The organism is Micrococcus sp. PSi08, from assembly GCF_054960655.1.
In genome coordinates, this window is sequence record NZ_JBHNYP010000045.1 from 1 (window position 1) to 8,982 (window position 8,982).

General features: G+C 75.4%; 8 protein-coding genes. 6 read left to right on the forward strand and 2 right to left on the reverse strand.

Features of this window, described 5'->3' with window-relative positions; all coding sequences use genetic code 11:
* The first annotated feature begins 254 nt into the window (after positions 1–254).
* Genes ACFI33_RS11405 through ACFI33_RS11415 form a run of 3 tightly spaced genes read left to right on the forward strand, consistent with a single transcriptional unit; the run spans position 255 to position 2,935 of the window.
* Positions 255–896 carry a hypothetical protein gene (locus ACFI33_RS11405; RefSeq protein ID WP_462624033.1) on the forward strand — a complete coding sequence of 214 codons (642 nt, stop codon included), beginning with the start codon at positions 255–257 and terminating at the stop codon, positions 894–896.
* A gap of 40 nt (positions 897–936) precedes the next feature.
* On the forward strand, positions 937–1,497 hold the full coding sequence (locus ACFI33_RS11410) for a tRNA (cytidine(34)-2'-O)-methyltransferase (RefSeq protein ID WP_122054435.1): 561 nt from the start codon (positions 937–939) through the stop codon (positions 1,495–1,497).
* Positions 1,498–1,504: 7 nt separating this feature from the next.
* Positions 1,505–2,935 (forward strand): anti-sigma factor, encoded by a 1,431-nt coding sequence (locus ACFI33_RS11415; protein ID WP_122054438.1) that lies wholly within the window; start codon positions 1,505–1,507, stop codon positions 2,933–2,935.
* Positions 2,936–2,959: 24 nt separating this feature from the next.
* On the opposite strand, the gene ACFI33_RS11420 is transcribed toward ACFI33_RS11415, so the two are convergent.
* Together ACFI33_RS11420 and ACFI33_RS11425 are read right to left on the reverse strand one after the other, a co-directional pair.
* Positions 2,960–3,739, reverse strand: a complete 780-nt coding sequence (locus ACFI33_RS11420; RefSeq protein ID WP_122054440.1) for a PIG-L deacetylase family protein — start codon at positions 3,737–3,739, stop codon at positions 2,960–2,962.
* On the reverse strand, positions 3,736–5,016 hold the full coding sequence (locus ACFI33_RS11425) for a S1C family serine protease (protein WP_051995236.1): 1,281 nt from the start codon (positions 5,014–5,016) through the stop codon (positions 3,736–3,738). Before ACFI33_RS11425 ends, ACFI33_RS11420 begins: the two co-directional genes overlap by 4 nt.
* A 254-nt stretch (positions 5,017–5,270) precedes the next feature.
* Here ACFI33_RS11425 and ACFI33_RS11430 point away from each other — a divergent pair, with 254 nt between their 5' ends.
* The 3 genes from ACFI33_RS11430 to ACFI33_RS11440 form a co-directional block, all read left to right on the forward strand.
* The gene (locus tag ACFI33_RS11430; RefSeq protein ID WP_102708466.1) at positions 5,271–7,403 is read left to right on the forward strand and encodes a TPM domain-containing protein; all 2,133 of its coding nucleotides are present in this window, start codon (positions 5,271–5,273) and stop codon (positions 7,401–7,403) included.
* Between the two features lie 116 nt (positions 7,404–7,519).
* On the forward strand, positions 7,520–8,338 hold the full coding sequence (locus tag ACFI33_RS11435) for a PspA/IM30 family protein (protein ID WP_002854906.1): 819 nt from the start codon (positions 7,520–7,522) through the stop codon (positions 8,336–8,338).
* Positions 8,339–8,517: 179 nt separating this feature from the next.
* The coding region (locus tag ACFI33_RS11440; RefSeq protein WP_462624035.1) for a sodium/glutamate symporter family protein at positions 8,518–8,982 on the forward strand (465 nt) is incomplete at its 3' end.

Consider the following 8,982-nt stretch of genomic DNA (forward strand, 5'->3'; position numbering starts at 1 on the left):
CCCCCCCCCCCCCCCCCCCCCCCCCCCCCCCCCCCCCCCCCCCCCCCCCCCACCCCGACGTCGGCGGCGACCCCGCCGCCTTCCGGGCCGTGACGCGGGCGTGGGACCTCCTCGGCGACGCCGAGGCCCGGCGCCGATACGACCTCTCGCTGCCCGGCCCGGACGTCGGTCCCCGCGGCCCCCGCGCGACGGCCGGATCAGGGCGGGCGAGACCGTCGGGACGGTCCGGACCCGGCGGACGTGCCGCCCGCCCCGTGCGCTACGAGCCCCCGCCCGGCGAGGCGGAGGCGGACCCGACCGTGCTGGACCTGCCGCGATCGAGCCAACGCGTCCACGGGGCGCCGCGGCCGCGCGGGATCCTGCCGGACGAGCGCCGGGTGCTGCGGCAGGCCCGCACCCTCGACGTGCTGCTGCGCCACGTGGCGGACGCGCTGCCGGCCGCCCGGGTCCTGACCGGGCTGCGGCTGGGCGGGCGCTGGGGACGGCACCTCGACGTGGACCACGCGGTGCTGTGCGGCCATCGCCTGGCGCTGATCGGCTCCGTCATGGTCCCGGAAGGGACCTACACCTGGGACGGGGCGGACCTGCGCTCCCGGGGCCGTCCCGTGGCCCCGCCGCTGCTCGGCCCCGCGATGATGGCGTGGCAGCAGGCCCTGCCCCAGGTCACCGTCGGCGGATTCGTGCACGTGATGACGGACCGCGACGCGCGGCACGCACCCGTGATCCGCCACACGCGCGGCGCCGACGCACCAGAGGCGCAGGCCGACCTGCTCACCGCCCCGCCCGCGCCCGGGATCGCGTTCGCGCGCGAGGTCGCGCTCTTCCTGGGCACCGGCACGGACCCGGATCTCGTGGACCGGCGCGCGCTCGGCGCGCTGGTCGACCGGCTCCACTGAGGCACGTCCCCGCCCGGCGGCGCCCCACTAGGCTGGGCGCGTGCCCGACTCCCCCGCCCCGCCCCGCCCGAACCCGCACGAGGGCGCCGACCGCGCCCCGGCGCCCGGCACCCCCGGCTTCCGGATCCTGCTGCTCACCCCGGAGATCCCCGGCAACACCGGCAACGCGATCCGGCTCGCCGCCCTCACGGGGGCCGAGCTGCACCTCGTGGAGCCGCTGGGCTTCGGGTTCGAGGACGCCCACCTGCGCCGCGCCGGTCTGGACTACCACGACCTCGCGGTGGTGACGGTGCACCCGGACCTCGACGCGGCGCTCGCGGCCCTCGCCCCCGCCCGTGTGCTGGCCTTCACCGCGCGCGGGTCCGTGCGGCACGACCGGGTCGCGTACCGGCCCGGCGACGTGCTGCTCTTCGGCCGCGAGTCCACCGGCCTGCCCGAGGAGGTGCTGGCCGATCCGCGGGTCACCGAGACCGTCTGCCTGCCCATGCAGCCGGCCCGTCGGTCCCTGAACCTGGCGAACGCCGTCTCCATCGCCGTGTACGAGGCCTGGCGCCAGCACGACTTCGCCGGGTCCGCGGTCCGCCCCGATTCCCTAGACTGAGGCCACCATGCAGACTCCTGACGCGTCCGAGCCCCACGTCGACCGCCCCGATGACGCCGGCCAGCCCGCCCTGGACACCCTCCTGCGCCGCAGCGCCGAGGGTGACCGGGCCGCGTTCTCCGCGTTCTACGACGCCACGGTCCCGTGGGTGCACGGCCTGGCCGAAGCGATGTTCGGCCCCGGCGACGACGCCGCCGCGGCCACGGTCCGCACCTACCTGACGGCGTGGGAGGAGGCCTCCGAGGCCGGGCTCGACCTGAGCGAGCGTGACGACGCGACCCACCGTGAGCGCCAGGTGTTCACGTGGCTCGAGGTCCTCGCCCACCGCGTGATGACCTCGCTGCGTCGCGCCGGCGGCTCCGCGGCGGAACGTGGGCGTCGTCCCGGCCCGGCCGGGCCCGCGCCGCTGCCCGAGGACCTCGTCGGCCGCGTGGCCCCGGACGCCTACGAGGCCGTGCGACTGGCGTGGCTGGGCGGCTGCACCGACCGGGAGGTCGCCGATCGGCTCGGTCTGCCGGCCGACGAGGCCCGCACCCTGCTGCGTGACGGCGTGCGGCAGGTCGTGGCGGCCCGCCGCGACCTCACGCAGGACGCCGCCCGTCCGTCCGCGCCGGCCCCGGCGACCGGCCCGGCACTCGGCGCGGACGTGCGCGAGGACGTGGACGCCGGCCGCGCACTCGAGCTGGCCGACCTCTCGGCTGTGCACGCCCTCGACACGGCCGGGCACACCGCGGCCTTCTCCGCCGTGCAGCGGCGGGGCGGCGAGCTGGCCCGGTGGCGCTCCCGGGTGGACGGTGCGCGCCAGGCGGTGGCCTGGGCGTTCCGGTCCGTGACGGCCGAGCCGCCGTCGGCCCTGCTCGACGAGGTCCTGCGTCGCCTGCCCGCCCAGGACGTGGGCATGGACCTGATCGGCGACGAGTCCGCCCCCGCCGGCCCGCCGCGGGACCGCCTGCGCTGGCTCAAGGTGACCGCCCTCCTGCTGCTCGCGGCCCTCGTGCTCGGCGTCGGCGGGTGGACGGTGTGGAGTCAGTTCACGCGGCCGGGCATCGTGCACCGCATCGACCAGTCGAAGGACCTGTTCACGACCTCGGAGTACCCGGCCCAGGACGGCGGCACGGTCCAGGCGTTCCTGTCCCGGGAGCAGAACAGCGGCTACCTGACGATCAGCGGGATGCCCCAGCTGCCGGAGGGTCAGTCCTACCAGCTGTGGCTCTACCCCTCGGACGGCACGGCCCCGGCCTCGCTCGGCACGTACGACGCCAACGGCTTCGGCGAGCCCATCACCTTCCGGGGGCTGGACCGCTTCGCGGCGATGGGCATCTCCGTGGAGCCCAGCTCGGGCTCGGAGGTGCCGACGTCGGAGCCCGTCGTCGGCGTGGACCTCGACCCCACCGCGCAGACCGGCCCGCGCTACGGCGGTCGGCCGAGCACCAACTGAGATCCCCCGCAGGGGGGGGGCGGTTCAGAACCCGGCGATGGTGCCCGGGCCGTTGACCGTGACCAGGTGGAACGCCTCGGCGTGACCCGGCGCGGCGGCCGGTCCGGCGGCGCGCCGGTGATGTTCGGCCATCTGGGCGAGCACGTGCCGCCGCATCGCGTCGACGTCCGGGTGCTGGGAGAGGTGGGCGTCGAGGGCGCGCAGCTTCTGCTCCGCCAGGCCCGTGACGTCCACGACCGTGTTCCGGCGCGCGGCGGGGGCGGCGTACAGCAGCAGGTTCCGGACCTTGAACGCCTCGAGCCCCTCCGCCGCGAGCTCCGGGTACGCGTACGGGTTCTCGACCGCCGGGTACGCGGCGCGCACCACGGCCTCGCCGCAGGCGAGGTGGTCCGGGTGGGCGGCCTGCATCCGCTCCCAGTCCCGCTCCGGGTGGGTGCTGAGCACCACGTCCGGGCGGACGCGGCGCATCAGCGCCACGAGCTTGCGGCGCACGCCGTGGTCCGGCTCGAGGTGTCCGTCGCGCTCGCCGAGGAAGTGGACCTCGGCGGCACCGACGACGGCGGCGGCCGCGCGCTGTTCGGCGTGCCGGCGGGCGGTCATCGCCTCCGGGCCCTCCGAGTCGAAGCCGCCGGCGTCCCCGTCCGTCACGATGCACAGCTCGATGTGCAGCCCGGCCGCGCTGAAGCCGGCCAGGGTGGCGGCGGCCCCGAAGTCGAGGTCGTCCGGGTGGGCGCCGACGGCCAGGACCCGGCGCCAGCCGTGGTGGGCCGCGAGCGCGGCGGGGGTGGTGAGCGTGGTGGTCACGAGCGGGTGTCCTCCGTGAACGTCACCTCGGTCGTCTGCTCCGCGCCGTCGCGGAGGTAGGTGACGTCCACCGAGTCTCCCACGCGGTGCTCGCGGACGACGGCGGTGAGGGACTCGGAGTCGATCACCGCGCGGTCGCCGACGGCGGTGATCACGTCGCCCTCCTTCAGCCCGGCCGCGTCGGCCGCCGACTCTCCCACGACCTGCTGGACGCGGGCGCCGTCGCTGAACACGGTCCGGGCGTTCTCGCTGCCGCCCTGCACCTCGGCGGGCTCCGGGGTGACGCTCACGCCGAGCATGGCATGCGTGGCCTTGCCGTGGTCGATCAGGTCCTGTGCGACCCGCTGGGCGTAGTCCACGGGGATGGCGAAGCCGACCCCGATGTTGCCCGCCTCGCTCGGGTCCTGGCCGGCCGAGGCGATCGCGACGTTCACGCCCACCAGGCGACCCTCGGCGTCGACGAGCGCGCCTCCGGAGTTGCCGGGGTTGATGGCCGCGTCGGTCTGCAGCACGTTGATGTACACCTCGCCCCGGGTGCCCTGCGGGGTGCCCGGCAGCTGGAAACGGTACTGATCGGTGCCGGAGGACGAGCCGGAGCTCTCGCCCTGCGGCTCGGGCGCCTCGGAGGACGCCACCGCGATGGTCCGGTCCAGGGTGGAGATGATCCCGTCGGTCACGGTGTTCGGCAGGCCCAGGGGGGCGCCGATGGCGACGGCCTCGTCCCCGACCTTCAAATCCCCGGACCGGCCGATCTGGATGGGGGTGAGGTCCGGGGCGTCGATCTTGATGACGGCCAGGTCGGACAGCGGGTCGGTGCCCACGACGGTGGCAGCGTAGACCTCCCCGTCCGAGGTGCGCACCGTCAGCTCGGCGTCGTTGGCCTGGCCGCCGAGGGTGACCACGTGGGTGTTCGTGAGGATGTGCCCCTCCGTGTCCAGGATCGACCCGGAACCGGAACCGGAGGCGGAGCTCGACGTCGCGGAGATGGTCACCACGGAGGGCAGCGCGGTCCTCGCGGCGTTCCCGACGGCGGTGTCCGCCACGGGCTGTCCCCCGGCCTCGGCCGAGGTGTCCGTCGCCTGCGAGGAGGAGGAGCTCGCGGCCTCGGACGCGGCCTCGCCGCCGTCCTCCGCGACCGCGCAACCGGAGAGCCCCACCATGAGCACGGCTGCGGCGAGCAGGCCCGCCCCGGCACGGGCGCGGGACTGGGGCCGGGGACGCGCGACGGTGCGGGCCGTCGGCACGGGGGGCTGGGTGGGGGCGGCGGTCTGGTCCACGGGGTCCTCGCTTCGGGTCGGGCCCCGGGCGGTCGACACAGACGCCCGTCGTCTTGCGGACGCGCGCCCCGGGGCACGTCCACGCTAGCGTGCATGACTGAACGCCGCCTAGAGGCCGAACGTCCGCTCCTCCCACGGTCCCGGCCGCGCCGGATCCCTGGTGCCCGATTCCCACGCCGCCCTACACTCAACCCCAGGATCCGGCGGGTCCGCCCGGTGCGGCGGCTCGCCTCCGCCGTCGAAGGAGACCCCGCATGACCGTGCCCACCCGCCCCGCCGATGTCGGCCGTCTGGCGCGCGCCGTGACCGCCGCGGGTCTGGGAGGCCTGGGCCTCCTGGTGGCGGCACCCGCCTCGCACGCCGTGACGGTGCCGCCGGGCGTGTACGTGGTGGACGAGGCCGGGGTGCTCTCGACCTCCGATGAGCAGCGGCTGACCCAGGAGATCCAGGACCTGCGCCGGGACACCGGGCAGGGGCTGTACGTCGTCTACGTGGATGAGTTCAGCACGGACGCCCAGACGCTGGCCCAGGACGTGGCGCGCCAGCGCGGGCTCGGGACGAACGACTCGGTCCTGGCGATCGCGGTCGAGGACCGCGCCTATGGGCTGGACAGCGGCGGGGACGCGGACCTGCAGAACCAGGTGACGCGCACCTACGTGGGCCCGGAGCTGTCCAAGATCGGCACGGACCCCGGCTCGGCGGAATGGCTCGCGGCGGGCACCGCCGCGGTGCAGGGGCTCGACGACGCCGCCGACGGCACGCTCGACGGCACGGGGGCCAGCGGGGCCGAGTACGATCCGGCCGGTGCCCTGCCGGCCGGCACCGCGGGCGACGGGAGCACGGCCCAGGGCGCCTCCGGCGGCGGGGCCCTGACGGCGGTGCTCGGCGCGGGCGCGGTGGCCGCGGCCGTGGGCGGCGGCGTGCTCGTGGCCCGCAGCCGGAAGCGCACGCAGGGCGGCGCGGTCGAAGGGGGCCGCACCGAGGAGGTCCGCCGCGACCCCCTCGACGAGCTCAGCGTGGAGCAGCTGCGCACCCAGGCCGGCTCGAAGCTCGTGGCCGCGGACGACGCCATCCGCTCCTCGGAGCAGGAGCTGGGCTTCGCCGAGGCGTCCTACGGGGAGAAGTCCGTGGCGACGTTCCGCGAGGACATCGATCGGGCCAAGGAGCACATGCGGGCCTCGTTCCAGCTCCAGCACCAGCTCGACGACGAGATCCCGGACACCGAGGCCGAGCAGCGCGCCTGGCTCAAGGAGATCATCCAGCGCAGCGAGGCCGTGGGTGCGGCCCTCGCGGCGCACAAGAAGGAGTTCGACTCCCTGCGCGACCTCGAGAACCAGGTGCCCGAGGCCCTGGAGCGCGTCGACGCCCGCCTGCCCGAGGCGCGGTCCCGGGTGCAGGAGTCCGAGTCGGCGATCGCCGCGCTGCACGGCCAGTACGCGGAGTCCGCCCTCGCCGAGGTCGCGGACAACGCGACGCAGGCCCGGGAGCGGCTCGAGTTCGTGGAGACCGCCGTCGCGAAGGCGCGGAGCGCGTGGGACGCCCAGGACCGCTCCACGGCGGCGCTGGCCGTGCGTGCCGCCGAGGAGGCGCTCAGCCAGGTGGACACGCTCACGGAGGCGGTGGGCAAGGCCGAGGGGTCCCTGCGGGCCATGCTGGGCAACCTGCAGACGGGCCTCGCCCAGTCCGAGCAGGACGTCGCCGAGGCCGAGGCGCTCGTGGCCAACGGGTCGAACCCCGAGCTGGCCGGCCCGGTGGCGGGGATGAAGAACGCCGTGAACGCGGTGCGCCGAGCCCTCGCGGCCGGCCGCCCGGACCCCCTGGAGCTGCTGCACCAGCTCGAGGCCGCGCACCGCCAGCTCAACACCCCGCTGGCCGGCGTCCGCGACGCTCGGGAGCAGGCCCGCCAGGCCTCCCAGGTGCTCACCTCCACGATCGCCCAGGCCCAGGCGCAGATCGACGGCACGGCCGACTTCATCGGCGCCCGGCGCGGTGCGGTGGGCTCGGAGGCCCGGACCCGGCTCGCGGAGGCCGACCACACGCTGCGTTCGGCGATCAGCCTCGGCCGCACCGACCCCGTGGCCGCCCTCCAGCAGGCGCAGCGCGCCTCCCAGCTGGCCGAGCGCGCGAGCGAGCTGGCCCGCGCGGACGTCGAGGGCTTCGGCTACGGCCCCGGCATGGTGGGCGGCATGTACGGTGCACGCCCGCGCGCCGGAGTGGGCGGCAGCTTCGGCGGCGGCCTCGGCGGCGCACTGCTCGGCGGCATCCTGATGAACTCGATCCTGAACAGCGGCAGCTGGGGCGGCGGTGGCTTCGGCGGGTTCGACGGCGGCGGCCTCGGCGGCGGCGACTTCGGCGGGTTCGGCGACATCTCCGGCGGCGGCTTCTGACCGCCGCCCCATGAACTCCGGCGCCCCGGGCGCCGGCCCGGCCCGCACGCGCGGGACGGGGTGGACGCAGGCCGACGGTCTGCGCTGACGTGAAAGACCGACGAAAGGCAGACACCATGGTCAAGCAGTCCATCTTCGGCCGCATCAGCACGCTGGCGAAGGCCAACATCAACGCGATGCTGGACAAGGCCGAGGACCCCCAGAAGATGCTGGACCAGATGGTCCGCGACTACACGAACAACATCGCGGAGGCCGAGGCCGCCGTCGCCCAGACGATCGGCAACCTGCGGATGATCGAGGACGACTACCGCGAGGACCAGGACGCGTCCCGCAGCTGGGGCCAGAAGGCGCTGGCCGCCTCCCAGAAGGCCGACGACTTCCGCACCAAGGGCGACACCGCCTCGGCGGACAAGTTCGACAACCTCGCCAAGGTGGCCATCGAGCGCCAGATGGACTTCGAGCGCCAGGCGAAGTCCGCGGAGCCGACCATCGCCTCGCAGCGCGAGATCGTGGAGCGCCTGAAGACCGGTCTGGACCAGATGAAGGTCAAGCGTCAGCAGCTGGTCGCCAAGCGCGACGAGCTGACCGCCCGCGCCAAGTCCGCCCACGCCCAGTCCGCGGTGGCCGACGCCGTGAAGTCGATCGACCTGCTGGACCCGACCTCCGAGGTCTCCCGCTTCGAAGAGAAGGTCCGTCGCGAGGAGGCCCGCGTGCGCGGCCAGCAGGAGATCGCCGCCTCCTCCCTCGACGCCCAGTTCGAGTCCCTCGAGGACCTCGGCGAGAAGACCGAGGTGGAGGCCCGCCTCGCCGCCCTCAAGGCCGGCGGCGCCGGCCAGGCCGCCCTCACCTCGGGCGACGTCGACGCCGATGAGACCCTGACCCTCGACTACGCGGCCGAGGGGACCGCCGAGGAGACCGGCACCGCGCGCGGCTGACCCCGCCCCTCCCCACGGCCCGTCGCCCGGCCCACGCCGGCGCGGCGGGCCGTCCTCGTGCGCCCCGGCCCGGTGCTCCTCCCGGACGCGCCCCGGCCCCCGCGCTCCTTTGGTACTGTCCCGGGGTCCCTCGGCACGCTCCGTGGGACACCCCCGTCCCCGCACAGAGGAAGAACCCCATGCAAGAGCAGTTCACGGCCTGGTCCGTGCTGGTCGACGCCGGCCTCATCGGCGCGCTCCTGGCCGTGGGCACGCTGGCCCGTGCCGTCATCACGCCCCTCCAGACCCTGATGATCCCGGCCTCCGTCATCGCGGGCATCCTGGGCCTGGCCCTCGGCCCGAACGGCCTGGGCTGGCTGCCGTTCAGCTCCCAGCTGGGCACGTACGGCTCGATCCTGATCGTCATCGTGTTCGTGTGCATCGCGCTCACCGACGACTTCGACGTCCGCAAGATCGGCCGCCCCGTGGGCGCGTTCGCGTCCTACGGCGTGCTGATCTACTCCTCCCAGGTGGCTATCGGCGCCCTCGTCACGCTGGTCCTCCTGCAGCCGCTGTTCGACGCGCCCGACTCGTTCGCCGCCCTGCTGTTCGCCGGCTGGGCGGGAGGCTTCGGCTCCGCGGCCGCCGTGGGCCAGGCGTACGCG